This is a genomic window from Bacillus sp. FSL K6-6038 (genome assembly GCF_038050455.1).
Taxonomy (GTDB): Bacteria; Bacillota; Bacilli; order Bacillales; family Bacillaceae_G; genus Bacillus_A; species Bacillus_A pseudomycoides.
This window is the reverse complement of sequence record NZ_JBBOUH010000001.1, coordinates 3,432,008-3,445,872: the sequence shown is the minus strand read 5'-3', so window position 1 is coordinate 3,445,872 and position 13,865 is coordinate 3,432,008. Positions and strand designations below refer to the sequence as shown.

General features: G+C 34.9%; 10 protein-coding genes and 2 pseudogenes. 9 read left to right on the top strand and 3 right to left on the bottom strand.

Translation table 11 applies throughout. The annotated features are described in order from the left end of the window. Positions 1 to 22 precede the first annotated feature (22 nt). Complete coding sequence (locus tag NSQ40_RS18125) at positions 23 to 1,606, bottom strand: bifunctional metallophosphatase/5'-nucleotidase (RefSeq protein ID WP_033798259.1); 1,584 nt, start codon at positions 1,604 to 1,606, stop codon at positions 23 to 25. Between the two features lie 158 nt (positions 1,607 to 1,764). On the opposite strand from NSQ40_RS18125, the gene NSQ40_RS18120 reads away from it, so the two are divergent. Further along, positions 1,765 to 2,247, top strand: a complete 483-nt coding sequence (locus tag NSQ40_RS18120) for a hypothetical protein (protein WP_003199223.1) — start codon at positions 1,765 to 1,767, stop codon at positions 2,245 to 2,247. Between the two features lie 36 nt (positions 2,248 to 2,283). Here NSQ40_RS18120 and NSQ40_RS18115 read toward each other — a convergent pair whose 3' ends face one another. Beyond that, the gene (locus tag NSQ40_RS18115; RefSeq protein WP_033798261.1) at positions 2,284 to 2,583 is read right to left on the bottom strand and encodes a hypothetical protein; all 300 of its coding nucleotides are present in this window, start codon (positions 2,581 to 2,583) and stop codon (positions 2,284 to 2,286) included. Between the two features lie 361 nt (positions 2,584 to 2,944). On the opposite strand from NSQ40_RS18115, the gene tkt reads away from it, so the two are divergent. From tkt to NSQ40_RS18090, 5 genes are all read left to right on the top strand, one after another. Further along, a complete protein-coding gene (gene tkt / locus NSQ40_RS18110) occupies positions 2,945 to 4,945 on the top strand; it encodes a transketolase (protein WP_003199219.1) in 2,001 nt (666 codons plus the stop codon). A 156-nt stretch (positions 4,946 to 5,101) separates the two neighbouring features. Beyond that, entirely contained in the window at positions 5,102 to 5,542 is a 441-nt protein-coding gene (gene sirA, locus NSQ40_RS18105; protein ID WP_003199216.1) for a sporulation inhibitor of replication protein SirA, read from the top strand. Between the two features lie 78 nt (positions 5,543 to 5,620). Beyond that, complete coding sequence (locus NSQ40_RS18100; RefSeq protein ID WP_003199214.1) at positions 5,621 to 5,842, top strand: YneF family protein; 222 nt, start codon at positions 5,621 to 5,623, stop codon at positions 5,840 to 5,842. A gap of 125 nt (positions 5,843 to 5,967) precedes the next feature. Then, a complete protein-coding gene (locus tag NSQ40_RS18095; RefSeq protein ID WP_003207989.1) occupies positions 5,968 to 7,719 on the top strand; it encodes an ABC transporter transmembrane domain-containing protein in 1,752 nt (583 codons plus the stop codon). Continuing rightward, complete coding sequence (locus tag NSQ40_RS18090) at positions 7,719 to 9,482, top strand: ABC transporter ATP-binding protein (protein ID WP_003207987.1); 1,764 nt, start codon at positions 7,719 to 7,721, stop codon at positions 9,480 to 9,482. The genes NSQ40_RS18095 and NSQ40_RS18090 overlap by 1 nt, the downstream gene beginning before the upstream one ends. A gap of 70 nt (positions 9,483 to 9,552) precedes the next feature. On the opposite strand, the pseudogene NSQ40_RS29520 reads toward NSQ40_RS18090, so the two are convergent. Beyond that, a pseudogene (locus NSQ40_RS29520) lies at positions 9,553 to 9,633 on the bottom strand (YxiF family protein); the annotation flags it as partial. A 314-nt stretch (positions 9,634 to 9,947) separates the two neighbouring features. Between NSQ40_RS29520 and NSQ40_RS18085 the strand changes: the two are divergent. The 3 genes and pseudogenes from NSQ40_RS18085 (at position 9,948) to NSQ40_RS18075 (ending at position 13,657) form a co-directional block, all read left to right on the top strand. Beyond that, the gene (locus NSQ40_RS18085; protein ID WP_033796330.1) at positions 9,948 to 11,555 is read left to right on the top strand and encodes an esterase/lipase family protein; all 1,608 of its coding nucleotides are present in this window, start codon (positions 9,948 to 9,950) and stop codon (positions 11,553 to 11,555) included. Between the two features lie 464 nt (positions 11,556 to 12,019). Then, positions 12,020 to 13,063 (top strand): nuclease-related domain-containing protein, encoded by a 1,044-nt coding sequence (locus NSQ40_RS18080; protein WP_003199202.1) that lies wholly within the window; start codon positions 12,020 to 12,022, stop codon positions 13,061 to 13,063. Positions 13,064 to 13,093: 30 nt separating this feature from the next. Next, positions 13,094 to 13,657 (top strand): annotated as a pseudogene (locus NSQ40_RS18075) (hypothetical protein). Positions 13,658 to 13,865 lie beyond the last annotated feature (208 nt).

Below are 13,865 nucleotides of genomic sequence, written 5' to 3'. Positions count from 1 at the left end.
TTTTTGATTTTAATAGAATGGTTTATTTGGTAACTTTCCAATTACGATTGGTAGTCGCTTCAATTGTCCCCCGCTCTAATATGTAATTTGCGATAAGTTCAGACATATCAATTGGTATGTCTTTTATGATGGGTTTATTTTGGTACATAAAATAATTTCCGCCACCACTTGCACGATAATTATTCATAACTACGTCATATTCTTGATCAAAGTGAATGGGAGATCCGTCATATTGTAAGGAAACTACTCGTTCACCAACTGGTTTTGAAATGTTTAATATGTATGAAACTCCTTCCCACATATCGTAATTGTAATGCTGTGGTTTTGGCGTAGTGTAAGCGGGGTTTACAATAATATCTCCTTCGTTATTTAATGTGAAATATTTAGCGGATAATTCAAGAGCATCTTTAATATCTTTTCCTGTAATACGTATGACCTTTAATGTGTTTGGATAAATATAATTTGATACAATATCTCTCATTGTAATTTGATTTGGAAAGCCAGAAGATTCATTATGAAATAGGCTTGTACAAGAAATATGGACTCCAGCTACCTCCATTTGTACTTTGTTTATAAATTCAATAAAAGGATTGTCTTGTAAACGTGTTTGCATCGCAGTGTGAATTTGCATGTCACCAATAATGGTGCCGATTGGTTGATCTAGCCATTGTTGCGTTTGATTTTCGTAGTCAGATACAAGTGAAAGTGCTTTTTCGTCTGTTTGAACGTCTTTGACAGATAACAGTTCCGATTGACACTTTTTAATGATCCTTCGATCTTTATTTTGTTCTAACTCTACTCGAACTTTTCCTAATGAATGGCCATTAGATCCGGGTTGTACAACGGTTACACCATTTACTTTCGTATTTGCAATAGAGCGATGTTGGTGACCTGTTAGTAATATATCAATACCATCTATTTCTTGGCACATCGCATATCCTTGATTCTCACCGGTTAAAATTTCTGTTGGTTCTCCAGATTGTAAATCCCTTTCAAAGCCACCATGATATGCTACGACTAATAAGTCAGGTTGCTCTTGGTTATGAATGAGAGAAACCCATTTTTTTGTTGTTTCTAGTGCATCTTCAAATAGTAAATCTTTAATATGAGGTGGCTGCTCCCAATTTGGGATGTAATGTGTTGTAACTCCCAAGATAGCGACTTTTATATTAGGATGTATGTGTTTAATAATATAGGGTTTCCCAAAGTAAGGATCTTTTGTATGTTTATTTAAAATATTTGCAGATAGATAAGGCATATTCGCGTTTAATATAGCTTTGTTTAATACATCCATTCCATAGTTGAATTCGTGATTTCCGATAACGGCCGCATCATATCCAATGTAATTCGCGATAAGTGACATTGGGTTCTTTTTATGCTGTATATATTTAGCGTAGTAATAGGTGAATGGAGTTCCTTGTATAAAATCGCCGTTATCGATCACAATTACATGTTCATGTTGGTTACGCTCTTGGGTGATACGTGTTGCAAGTTTGGCTAATCCTATTTCTGCTGGCTCGTTATTTCGATAATGAATTGGATAAATCGTACCGTGTATATCGCTTGTTAGTAGAATGTTTATATGAACAATGTTGTTCTTATTCAAGCTTATCAACCTTCTTTTTTTGTTATCTTATGATAAATCATAACAAATAATCTAGATTTATTTTTTGTCAAATGTTTAGAAAATATAAAAATGTATAATGAAGAAAATGAAAATGTTTTCGGAGTATCGTATGATGACAGGAGAAGGAGGAGAATACTATGGCTTTGCAACATGAATTTGTATTTGTTTCAAATGAAAAAGGAGAGCTAAGTTCTGAAGATTTTTCTTGGCATGACAGGGAGTTTTTTTATAAAGATGGAACGGTTGTTGAAGAATGCGTGATATTCAGTGATGAAATTGTTTTGTATGTGTCAGATTTTTTACAGTGGATTCCAACATATAATCCTTTTAAGAAAGAGAAAGGGTTTGGTATCCATTATTATGGTATTACAAAAATCGAGAAAGAGGGAGCAGAAATAGCGATCAACCTATTTCGCTCATTAGTCAATCTCTTTTCATTGGGACCTGAAAAAATAGAACTCACAGGCTCATTTCAATGGACGGTAGAGTGTGATACGGATGGAGAGTATGAACACTTTAGTTTTAATCGAGATATTCTTTGTACAGAGTTAGAGTCTTTAATTAGACTACTCTATAAAGTGGAAGCGGGAGAAGGACACCTTTTGCATTTTGGAATTTAATTTTTTATCGAGCGTAGTGCTCAGACATAACAAATGTTAATTTTTTCTAAATAAAGCCGAAATAAAAGAAATAGCAATTGCTATGAATAAAGAAATACTGGCGATAAGTAACAAGAGGATTGCAATGAGACTATATAAATAACCTAATCCTTCACTCGTTATCATTATACCTCGATCAAAATATAGTATGCTGAACGTGCCAATGGAGAGAATAAGCATGACAACACCTGGGATGTATTTATAAGGTGACTTTAATTTTACTGAAAGGTAAATAGAACTAATTGTAATAAGGGAAAAAACAATTAAAAAGGTGTAGGAAGCCACTTGTTCACTCATCATTTCTCCTCCCGCAGTTTTTATTTGATATATACGATGAAAATTAATATATATTCATTTCTATTATATATGTTGTGAATAAATGGTAAATAGAGGAGTGGCATGGAGGGGGCAGAATATTTGCTAAAGATTTTTATGAGCCACGTATGAAGATACAGATAATTCCCTTTATTATCAATAAATGAATAATGAAAAAGTATAGCAGATTGAAACCCTATACATTGTGAAATTTAGTATGTTTTTTGAACAAATTCGAAAAAAACATCAACATATTTGTCGATACATGTTGTATAATCTTGCGAGGGAAGATATCATATAAATGTGTAAAACGTTTACTAATATAAGCGAAGGGAAGAATAGCATGTCACATTCAATCGAACAACTTTCTATCAACACGATTCGCACATTATCCATTGATGCGATTGAAAAAGCAAACTCTGGTCACCCAGGAATGCCAATGGGTGCAGCACCAATGGCTTATACATTATGGACGCAATTTATGAAACATAATCCAAATAACCCAACGTGGTTTAACCGCGATCGTTTCGTATTATCTGCAGGCCATGGTTCAATGTTATTATACAGCCTACTTCATCTATCTGGTTATGATGTAACAATGGATGATTTAAAGAACTTCCGTCAATGGGGAAGCAAAACTCCAGGACATCCTGAGTATGGTCACACAGCAGGCGTAGATGCAACAACTGGTCCGCTTGGACAAGGTATTTCGACAGCTGTTGGTATGGCAATGGCTGAGAGACATTTAGCAGCGAAGTATAACCGTGATGCATACAATGTAGTTGACCATTATACATACGCAATTTGCGGTGATGGCGATTTAATGGAAGGCGTTTCTGCTGAAGCATCTTCATTAGCTGCTCACTTAGGATTAGGTCGACTTGTTGTATTATATGATTCTAATGATATTTCATTAGATGGTGATTTAAATCGTTCATTCTCTGAAAGTGTAGAAGATCGTTATAAAGCATATGGTTGGCAAGTAATCCGTGTTGAGGATGGAAACGATGTTGCAGCAATTGCGAAAGCAATTGAGGAAGCGAAAGCTGACGAAAAACGCCCAACGCTAATCGAAGTAAGAACAACAATCGGTTTCGGTTCTCCAAACAAATCAGGAAAATCAGCTTCACACGGTTCTCCACTAGGTGTAGACGAAACAAAATTAACAAAAGAAGCGTATGCTTGGACAGCTGAACAAGACTTCCATGTATCAGAAGAAGTATATGATAACTTCCGTAAAACGGTACAAGATGTTGGCGAAACAGCTCAAGCTGAGTGGAACACAATGCTTGGTGAATATGCACAAGCATATCCAGAATTAGCAAATGAATTACAAACAGCGATGAAGGGTCTTCTTCCAGAAGGTTGGGATCAAAACTTACCAACTTATGAATTAGGATCAAAAACAGCAACTCGTTCTTCTTCAGGTACTGTAATTAACGCGATTGCAGAAGCGGTACCATCATTCTTTGGTGGATCTGCAGACCTTGCTGGTTCTAACAAAACATACATGAATAACGAAAAAGACTTTACAAGAGCTGACTACAGCGGTAAAAATATTTGGTACGGTGTACGTGAGTTCGCAATGGGTGCAGCAATGAACGGTATCGCACTTCATGGCGGCTTAAAAACTTACGGTGGTACGTTCTTCGTATTCTCTGATTACTTACGTCCAGCAATCCGTCTTGCAGCATTAATGCAATTGCCTGTAACATATGTGTTTACACATGACAGTATCGCTGTTGGTGAAGATGGTCCAACACATGAACCGGTCGAGCAGTTAGCGGCGCTTCGTGCAATGCCAAATGTATCTGTTATTCGTCCTGCTGACGGTAACGAGTCTGTTGCAGCTTGGAAGTTAGCTTTAGGGTCTACAAACACACCAACTGCATTAATTTTAACTCGTCAAGATCTTCCAACATTAGAAGGTGCAAAAGACGATACGTATGAAAAAGTTGCAAAAGGAGCGTATGTAATTTCTGCAAGCAAGAAAGAAATTGCTGATGTAATCTTACTTGCAACTGGTTCTGAAGTAAGCTTAGCGATTGAAGCGCAAAAAGCATTAGCAGAAGATGGTGTTGATGCAGCTGTTGTCAGCATGCCATCTATGGATCGCTTTGAAGCGCAATCTGCTGAATATAAAGAATCTGTATTACCAAAAGCAGTAACAAAACGTTTCGCAATTGAAATGGGTGCGACTTTCGGATGGCACCGTTACGTTGGTCTTGAAGGAGATGTACTAGGTATCGATACATTCGGTGCTTCTGCTCCTGGTGAAAAGATCATGGAAGAGTATGGATTCACTGTAGAAAATGTTGTTCGTAAAGTAAAAGAAATGCTTTAATGGTTTGTGAAAAATCTCTCCGGCATGGAGAGATTTTTCTATGTAAATGAGTTTATTCGACAGAAAAAGTTTTTTCTTTCTCCGTAGTCAGACAATCATTGCATATTTTCTTCTATATAATGAAGAGAAAAGGTTGTCCAGAGCGGGAGGGAAAGTATGAAAACGTATGAATTGTATTTAATTCAAGAAGATGTTGCGAAGGCATACTTTGGTCGGGAGTATTTGTTTTTCGATTTATTTGCTCGATTTTCAGAATCTGATTCCCTTTCGGAAAAGAAAGTGTTATATAAGCAGATGATGTATATTACGACACCATTACAAGTAATGAGAATTCACCATAAATTAGAACAGGTTTTACGTAGTTTTGGGAAGTATAATAGAACACATCATACGCACATGCTTTATACTGGGGCAGAATACGGCGAAATAACGGTGAAATCACAATATATTCAAATGAGTACATCTGGAAATGTGTCGATGGAAACGACTTTCTTTGAGGTTCTCAGGAAATGCGAATTGACATTTTTAGCAATGGATTATGAAAATAAAAAGTATGGTTGGTTAAATCCTCTGAAACAAGCACGAACATATGTGTAAAAAATGTCGAATACAATCTTGTCTTATTGAAAAGGTTTTAGTACACTGTAAGGTAGACAACATGAAGGAGGAAAATATATGTCAATTTGGGTAGTTGTTCTAGTGGGCGTATTAGCACTAGTAGCAGGCGTGGCGTTAGGATTTTTCATCGCCCGCAAATATATGATGAATTACTTACAAAAAAATCCACCAATCAATGAACAAATGTTAAAAATGATGATGATGCAAATGGGACAAAAACCATCCCAAAAGAAAATCAATCAAATGATGAGCGCAATGAACAAACAACAAATGAAATAAGCGCTAAAGGGGGCACTCGATAAGAGTGTCCTTTTCTTTTGGAAAACTTTAGTGTTTAAAACTTTTAAAAATTCTGTATTTTTGATAAACTGAAAACATCGCTCATTTCAAGGGAGGGGGATATAATGAAGGTATTTTTTAATTTAGCGTGGTTTTTTAAACAAGAAAAACGGGCGTACATAACGGGAATTATTTTGTTATTTGGTGTAGCACTTCTTGAGCTTGTTGCACCAAAAGTAATTGGAGTTGTTGTAGACCAAATTAATAACCAAACGCTAACATCTGAAAAGTTGTTACAATGGGTTGTTCTTTTAGTAGTTGTCGGGATTACAATGTATATATTACGTTACATATGGCGTATTATGATTTTTGGGTCTTCTTTAAAGCTCGCGCGCCAATTACGAAAGAAATTATATGAACATTTTACAAACATGAGTCCATCTTTTTATCAATCACATCGTACAGGGGACTTAATGGCCCATGCAACGAATGATATTCAAGCAATCCAACAGACAGCTGGAGCAGGCGTTTTGACGCTTGTTGATTCGTTAGCCGTAGGTGGATGCGTGCTAGTGGCTATGGGGTTTACGATTAGTTGGAAGTTAACATTGTTAAGTTTAATCCCAATGCCGATTGTAGCGATTTCAACTAATTATTATGGTACTTTATTACACAGACGTTTTCATAAAGCACAGCAAGCGTTTTCTGAGATCAATGATAAAGTACAAGAAAGTATGAGTGGAATGAAGGTGATTCGCTCAATTGGTCAAGAAAAGGAAGATTTACAAGCATTTCGAAAAAAGTCAGAAGATGTTGTGCATAAAAATATGTTAGTTGCGCGTATCGATTCATTATTTGATCCAACAATTTCTCTTATTGTCGGTTTTTCATTCTTAATCGCTGTGTGCTATGGATCACTATTAGTTGTTCGCGGAGAACTGACAGTTGGTGAGTTAATTACATTTACAACATATTTAGGGACGCTTGTTTGGCCGATGCTCGCATTTGGTTGGCTGTTTAATATTATGGAACGTGGTCGTGCTTCATATGACCGTGTGGAAAAAATATTATCTCAAACTTCAGATGTTGTGAACAAAGATGGAGCGGTACATAAAGAGGCAAGCGGTGATATAACCTTTGCAATTGATACATTTTCCTATAAGAAAAATGAAACTCTCCATTTAGAAGATATTCATTTCACACTGAAAAAGGGTGAAACATTAGGTATTGTTGGCCGCACTGGTGCAGGGAAAACGACATTGTTAAAATGTTTAATCAGGGAATATGATCATTTTAATGGATCGCTGCAAGTTGGTGGGAAAGATATTCGTGATATGACGCTGCATGGCGTTCGATCTGCTATTTCGTATGTTCCTCAAGACCATTTCCTATTTTCAGCAAGTATAGGGGAAAATATTGCATTTGGAAAGGCTGATGCTACATATAAAGAAATTGCATGTGCTGCTGATATTGCTTGTATTCATGATGATATTGTTCAATTTCCAGAAGGATACGATACGGTAGTAGGGGAACGAGGAGTGTCTTTATCAGGTGGGCAAAAACAAAGGATTTCTATTGCACGTGCTTTACTAACGAATGCTGAAATTTTAATTTTAGATGATTGTTTATCAGCAGTTGATGCAAAGACAGAAGAAACAATTTTAACAGCGCTGAAACGAGAAAGAGAGCAAAAAACAACGATTATTACAGCACATCGGTTAAGTGCCATTCAACATGCAAATCTTATTCTTGTTGTTGATGAAGGGAAAATTGTAGAGCGTGGTACACATGAACAACTAATGAGGCAAGAAGGTTGGTATAAAGAAATGTATGAAAGCCAGCAGTTAGAAGCGTTAGTTGAGAAGGGAGGCATATAATGGCTGAGAAAAAAAGAAGCGATTTATGGCGATTACTTTCTTATATGAAACCATATAAAGGCTTATTGTCACTAGCATTTCTATTTCTAGTTGGTGCAACTGTTACAGAAATGATGGGTCCGTTTTTAATTAAACAGTTTCTTGATGAACATTTAGTTCCCCGTAACTTTGAACAATCAGCACTTGTAACCTTATTTGTTGTATATATGATTGCTCATTTATTAAAGGTTTTATTTACGTATTTAAATTTATTATATTTCCAAAATATAGCTTTCAAAATTGTGCAAGATATGCGAGTGGAAGTGTATGAACATGTACAACGGTTGTCATTAAGCTTTTTTGACCGTACACCAATTGGTACCCTCGTATCTCGTATAACAAATGATACAGAAGCAATTAAAGATTTCTATGTGAGTGTGTTATCAACATTTGTAAAAAATGTAGTATTTTTAATTGGAATTTTAGTGGCTATGTTTTTACTTAATGTGAAACTTACATTGTTTTCTCTTTTATTAATACCAATTATGTTGACGATTATGACCATGTATCGCAGGAAAAGCTCTGTTTTTTATTTAGAACTTCGCAATCAATTAAGTATTTTAAATGCAAAGCTTAATGAATCGATTCAAGGGATGAACATTGTGCAAGTGTTTCGTCAAGAAAAACGGATGCGAAAAGAATTTGAAGAAGTGAATAATAAGCATTACAGTGCTGGGCGCCGTACGTTAAAATTAGATGCATTGTTTTTACGACCGGCAACAGATCTTGTTCATATTGTGGCGATTGCATTGGTGCTCGCATTATTTGGAATTGACGCTTTGAATAGTCCAGTTGAAGTTGGGGTATTATATGCTTTTGTTAACTATATTCATCGTTTTTTCCAACCTGTAAATGAAATGATGATGAAATTATCTTTCTTCCAACAAGCACTTGTTTCTTCATCACGTGTCTTTCATTTGATGGATGAAAAAGATTTAGCGCCTATTCAACAAGGGAATGGAGAGCCGAAAGTACATGAAGGAGAAATTGAATTTAAAGATGTTACATTTTCATACGACGGAAAACGTGATGTTTTAAAAAATGTATCTTTTCATGTAAAACCTGGGCAAACAGTTGCTTTTGTTGGGCATACCGGAAGTGGGAAAAGTACAATTATGAACTTGTTGATGCGGTTTTATGATATTAAAGCGGGTCATATTTTAATAGACGGTGTAAACTTAGAAAAGTTTGAAGAGAAGGAAATTCGAAAGAGAATTGGGCTCGTATTGCAAGATGCCTTCTTGTTTGCCGGAAATGTGAAACAAAACATTCGCATGTATAATGAAAGTATTACGGATGAAGAAATAAAAGAAGCAGCACGTTTTGTTCAAGCAAATACGTTTATTGAAAAGTTACCAGAACAGTATGATACAGAAGTAGTAGAAAGGGGAGCGGCATTCTCAAGTGGACAAAGGCAACTCATCGCGTTTGCTAGAACGATTGCGACAAATCCGAAAGTATTGGTATTAGATGAAGCAACGGCCAATATTGATACAGAAACGGAAGAGGCCATTCAAACAGCGTTGCAGCGTATGCGAAAAGGTAGAACAACAATTGCGATTGCACATCGCTTATCTACTATTCAAGATTCTGACCAAATCTTTGTTATGCATGATGGAGAAATTATAGAAAGAGGAACACATCAAGAGTTACTGAGTAAGCAAGGGTTATATTACAATATGTATTTACTTCAGAATAAAGGAAGCCTTCAGAAAGCCTTGTAGTATTAAGGTTTTGAAGGCCTCTTTTTTATTCTTTTAAAAATGATCACATTGCTGTAATTTCTGTTACGCCTCACATACTGAATTCGTAATGATATTCTGTTCTTTCAATACATACACCAACTTCTAAATCATCTCCAACTAATATAAAATCTTCATCATACAAATTATAACTTCTTTTTCTAGTGGGTTTTCTTAACTCAGTATTATTACCGATAAAATCTGTAAGTTTTTTGTTGAGAAACATTTGTACTATTGATGAATGAAAGGAATTAAGGAGCATAGGAAGAATATCGTTTATAAAGAATAAGACGATGCGGTCAAATTATCATACTTATTAATGGAATAAATATGAATCTTAGAAACTTTAGAAGAAAATGAGATTTGGAAATAATAGCAGTTATTGTATTGCAACAGCATAGCAATTTATAAACTCTGCGTCATCTTTCTAAAAAAGGAGGGAGTATTATGCAAGCGTTGTTTAAAAGATGTATGGTGTTGATTGCTGCATTCATTTTACTGGTTACTTCTGTTGGTGGTATTGCAACTGCTGAGACCAATGCTACGCCAATTTATAGGGAGATGCTTCCACCGAAAGAAACATTCAATCCAGGAGATTGGTTTTTAGGTGAGAAGCCTTTAAATTATGATGAAAATAGGCCACCTATTGTTTTTGTGCAAGGAAGAAATGGAAGTGCGGATAGTTGGTATGGAAAAACAGTTTATCACGATGCAAACGATATGTATGATTATGCTTATCGTGCAGGATATCAAACTGTGTTTGTTCAACTATATGATGCAGCTGGGAAGGGATCTGCAAGTCAGTGGGATAATGGCAAATTGTTGGCTGCAAAGCTAGAAGAGATTTATAATCATTTTGGTAAAAAAGTGAATATTGTGGCTCATAGTAAAGGTGGAATTGACACTCAAGCAGCACTCATTCAATATGGTGCGAATCGTTTTGTAGGAAAAGTCATTACACTGGCTTCGCCGCATTATGGATCAAATTTAGCAGACTTATCGTATAGTTGGTGGGCTGGTTGGCTGGCCTCATTACTCGGACAAAGAGACGATGGCACTTATTCTTTACAAACAGGTGAAATGGCACAATTTCGTTCTGTAATAGATAACAATCCAAATGTTAAATTAAATCGTTACTATACAGTTGCAGGTACAAGCTGGGGACCGGCTTTCTCTGCTCTATCTTTAGGTGGGCTATACCTTTCCGCGTATGGCTCCAATGATGGATTAGTGAATGAATGGAGTACAAAATTACCTTATGGAACACACTTATTTACCGATTCTAGATTTGATCATGATGATATACGAAAAGGTTCGGCGGTGTTTTCTCGAATTGAACCGTATTTACGTACTTCTACCGCCACGTTCGTTCCTTATACTTTAAATAATAATGCTAGAGAACTTGTTAATGATTTAAATACTACTTCTAATCAAACCGTTTTAGGTGGAGAACTAATACAGAATAAATGGATTGATCAAACGTTTGCTGTAGATACAAAAACAGAGGGCGTTGTCTCGGTGTTAACAGCATCTTCAGAAGTGAAAATACAACTTATTTCTCCGTCGGGAAAAGTATATACAGACGAAGATAGTAAGGTCACGATAGGAGATGAAACTTCCTACTTTAAGGGTGCGTCTATTCGGACATTTAAAATAAATCGAATGGAAATAGGGGAATGGCATGTTAAATTAATGACAGCACATGCAAAAGATGCTTATATGATTGTTAGTGATTATAAACAAAAAGCACCGTTTACTTTGAAAATGCCAGGGAAAATCAAAGCTGATAAAGTTGAATTTCAATTGAAACAATCTACTAAAGAACTAGGAAAACAAGAGGATCTTTCTTTCACTGTCCGAGTTGTTGATCGAGAAGGGAATTTAGTATCGCAATCGAATCAGCTGCAAAGGTTAGATGAGGCTGCATTCACAGGCCTTTTGAATCATATTAAAAAGTCAGATGTATATAATGTGACGATTGATATTAAAGGTATTAACTCAGAAGGTAAAGCTTATACTCGTACGATTGTACGTTCGGTGTATATTGAAAAATAAAAAGTATGGAGGTATTACAGTTTAAAGCGTATTTTATGATTCAATTATTGAGTATATTCTTTTCAAAAAGATATAGGAATATGGAAAGAAAATGGATTATAGTAAATAATCAGGTCTAAATGTAGTAAGGCAAAGAATTATAAATTAAAATATATATTTACTTCAAAATATAAGAGGCCTTTAGGAAAAACTGCGAGAACAAGGTTTTCCTGAAGGCTTTTTTATACTATCATATCTGATTATCGATATTTTTACTCTACTTTTAAAAATTCAATATGTATTCTATCAACTTCAATTTCAACATATTTGTTAAACCATTTGCTATATTCCGAGAGATACCCATCGCTATCTGTGAAAAGTATATCCAAATTTTACAGAGAGTTATTTTAATACGTAGTATAATAGAATAAAATTGATTTTAAAAGTTTAGGTAATATTTTACTAAGCCATAAAGGAGAAAAAAGATGGAATATGTACTTATATGTGTAATTTTAGCTTTATTAGCTGGAGTATTTGTACTGTTTTATAAGAATAAACAGTTAGAATCAGAAAACCAACAAGTGGAATTTGAAAAGACAAAGTCAATAGAAAACTATCAGAGTGAGATGGCTGCAGCTGTAGCGGATTATGAAGAAAAGCAGGAGACATTAAAAAACATAGAGCGTAAAAAGTACAATAATTTAAAAGAGAGTGCAGCTAGAGAAGTAGAAAACATGAGAGTGATGAAGAATCAATTAGCGATGCAGCATAGTAAAGAGCGTAGTGAAATGCAACAGAAACACAGTAATGAGATACATATGTTACAAGATCTAATTACAGAATTAAGAGCGTATTCTAGAAATGGTGAAGAAATGAATACGCATGAAATATTACATTATATGAAACGGGGATTTGTTCAGGAAGGAATCATAACTGAAGACGAACTACATATTATTCCAAATATATTTCTTCCCAAAGTACATAGTAGAAGAGGAAATAAAATGGGGAATACTCGAGTTGATCATATATTGTTATCGACAACCGGAATATATGTAATTGAGACAACAGAATGGCAAGGAAGAATGATACACGGATTGACGAAAGAAAATGCAGGGGTATATTCATTTATGATTGATGAGATTGGTAAGTATCAAAATGAATATGAGAAGGAAGAGACATTTGTTTTTATGAAAAAGGGAGATTCAATGACTCTAATGGTAGAAAACGTAGGAAACCCCGTTTATAAAGCAAAACATCTTTCAACAATTGTATATGATTACTTGAAAGAGGTTCATTCGCAAGCTCTAAAAGAAGAAGTTAAGCCCACTGTATATTTCGGCAATGAGACAAATGGAAGTGGAAATGAAATGATCGATCTTTCCAATGAAGTACTTCCGAGGTTGAAGGATAGAGAGCAACTTGTTACGTATTTTAGAAAGGAAAGATTGGAAGGGAAAGTACTATATACAGTGCAAGAATTACAAGGGATAAAAGAAATGATTGAATGTATGGGAGAAGTGAAGTTGTAAAAAATCTGATGTGATAAAGGTGATTTTTCATTGGGAGCGTATAGAGATTTTTTATTACGGGCAACATTGTATGTTTATGTTTTTTTATATTTGTTTATATGTATCGCTTTCATATTCATCATTGGCATGACTCATTCGTCTTATAATACTGTGAGTATTTTAGTGGTATCAATTCCGTTTATTCTTTTACTGGCTCTTTAGTGGATCGTTTTTCATTTTTCTGGTGGTAATAATAAGGGCATATTTAAAAGTATTACAATTGTGGGAGCGATATTATTCAGTATTTGTATCGTACAACTAGGTGTAAATGAGTATAATTCAAAGTTTCAAACAGATAGATGGCTAAAAGATGAACGGAAACGAGTATATATGATAGATGATCTTCTAACGAAACATAAACTAGTGGGAAAACCTAAGAAAGAGATTGTACAATTGTTAGGAAAACCAACTGAGACAAGGCGTTTTGAGGAAATGAATCAAACTATTTATTACCTTGGAGATGAAAGAGGGTTTATTCCTATAGATAGTGAATGGCTCATTCTTCAATTTGATAATGATGATAAGGTGGTAGAGCATAGGTTATATAAAGATTGAAGTGAAAAGCAGAAGATCATTATGAGTTATGGTCTTCTGTTTTTTTGTTAATGAATGTAAAAAAGTGAAAAATGGGATTTCTTGTCTATGTGAATTGGGAAAATTTCATTATACTTTAAACTAGTTTTGTAATATAGAAGTTTATTAGATTACTAAATAACTTTTATTATGTTAGAAAAGGAGGGAAGTTAACACGAAATGATTCAAT

Bases quoted from the DNA above. Each gene is read 5' to 3' on its own strand.
- sirA (WP_003199216.1), top strand. From the start codon at position 5,102: ATGAAAACGTATGAATTGTATTTAATTCAAGAAGATGTTGCGAAGGCA.
- NSQ40_RS18085 (WP_033796330.1), top strand. From the start codon at position 9,948: ATGCAAGCGTTGTTTAAAAGATGTATGGTGTTGATTGCTGCATTCATT.
- NSQ40_RS18080 (WP_003199202.1), top strand. From the start codon at position 12,020: ATGGAATATGTACTTATATGTGTAATTTTAGCTTTATTAGCTGGAGTA.
- NSQ40_RS18090 (WP_003207987.1), top strand. From the start codon at position 7,719: ATGGCTGAGAAAAAAAGAAGCGATTTATGGCGATTACTTTCTTATATG.
- NSQ40_RS18120 (WP_003199223.1), top strand. From the start codon at position 1,765: ATGGCTTTGCAACATGAATTTGTATTTGTTTCAAATGAAAAAGGAGAG.
- NSQ40_RS18115 (WP_033798261.1), bottom strand. From the start codon at position 2,583: ATGAGTGAACAAGTGGCTTCCTACACCTTTTTAATTGTTTTTTCCCTT.
- tkt (WP_003199219.1), top strand. From the start codon at position 2,945: ATGTCACATTCAATCGAACAACTTTCTATCAACACGATTCGCACATTA.
- NSQ40_RS18095 (WP_003207989.1), top strand. From the start codon at position 5,968: ATGAAGGTATTTTTTAATTTAGCGTGGTTTTTTAAACAAGAAAAACGG.
- NSQ40_RS18100 (WP_003199214.1), top strand. From the start codon at position 5,621: ATGTCAATTTGGGTAGTTGTTCTAGTGGGCGTATTAGCACTAGTAGCA.